Origin of the sequence: Paraglaciecola chathamensis S18K6 (assembly GCA_000314955.1) — a bacterium.
Taxonomy (GTDB): Bacteria; Pseudomonadota; Gammaproteobacteria; order Enterobacterales; family Alteromonadaceae; genus Paraglaciecola; species Paraglaciecola chathamensis.
In genome coordinates this window covers 1-916 of record BAEM01000036.1, presented here as the reverse complement: position 1 = coordinate 916, position 916 = coordinate 1, and the positions used below count along the sequence as shown (strand labels likewise).

Below are 916 nucleotides of genomic sequence, written 5' to 3'. Positions count from 1 at the left end.
GCAAAACCTTACTGCATCCCAGCTTAAAACCATTATCACCCGTTGCGGTGAGGGCACTAAGCTAATTTGTAGTGGTAATTTGGCACAAATAGACAGCAACTACTTAAGTGCTGTTACTTCAGGTTTAACCTACATAGTGGAGAAATTTAAAAACTTCTCGGGTAGCGCAACGATTAACCTAGATGGTGTGGTGCGCAGCCGCTTGGCAGAGTTCGCTGAAGAGCAGCTATAGCCGCATTTCATTCTGCTTTTAATTACATGAATAAAAGGTGGAACTAGCTTGTTGAAATGACCCCAGTGGTTGGATTTTCCAATTACTGGGTTTTTTATGCGTTCTATTAACCCACATAGGGTTTGGCTATCCCCACGTACGCTTCAAATATCAATAGTAACCAAATGGTGATAACCCAGGGTTTAACCTTGTTAAGGCTACGGAGCATATTTAGGTTGTCTGCGTCATCCTGAGTGTTTTGGAGTATTTTGGCATAACCAAGCGAGAAGGGCTTTAGGTTAACTCGGATCATTAGCCCGCAAAATATTAGGCAGGCGAACCCCAAGAGTTTGATAATTATCCACGAGTTTTCTACTAAGTGCCCAGTGCTGTAAGCGTATATGCTCGAGGCGATTAACGCGGCAATCATCGCCCAACGAAAGCAGTAATCTATCTTTGTGAGTAACGCAATATAGCTGCCATTGTGTCGATAGTGTAAAACCAACACCATAGTTAACCAAACTGGGCCAAGTAAAATGATGCCAATTAATTGCCAGAGCGCGTGCTGAACGCCAAGGTAGTGTGCAAGTATGCCGCCCACGGTCAGTATCAAACTCATGCAAATCTTAGGAACTAAATCACAGCCGAGCATAATTTTTGCTGCGGTCATGCGGGTTTCCCTACTGAGTTTGCTATCTACCACAA

The 916-nt window shown here is 43.8% G+C and carries 2 protein-coding genes; one reads left to right on the top strand and one right to left on the bottom strand.

The window, feature by feature from the left end; all coding sequences use genetic code 11:
• The coding region (locus GCHA_RS13920; RefSeq protein WP_039992537.1) for a PhoH family protein at positions 1-232 on the top strand (232 nt) is incomplete at its 5' end.
• Positions 233-338: 106 nt separating this feature from the next.
• On the opposite strand, the gene GCHA_RS13915 is transcribed toward GCHA_RS13920, so the two are convergent.
• Positions 339-916: hypothetical protein (locus tag GCHA_RS13915; RefSeq protein WP_039992536.1), on the bottom strand; the 578-nt coding region annotated here is incomplete at its 5' end.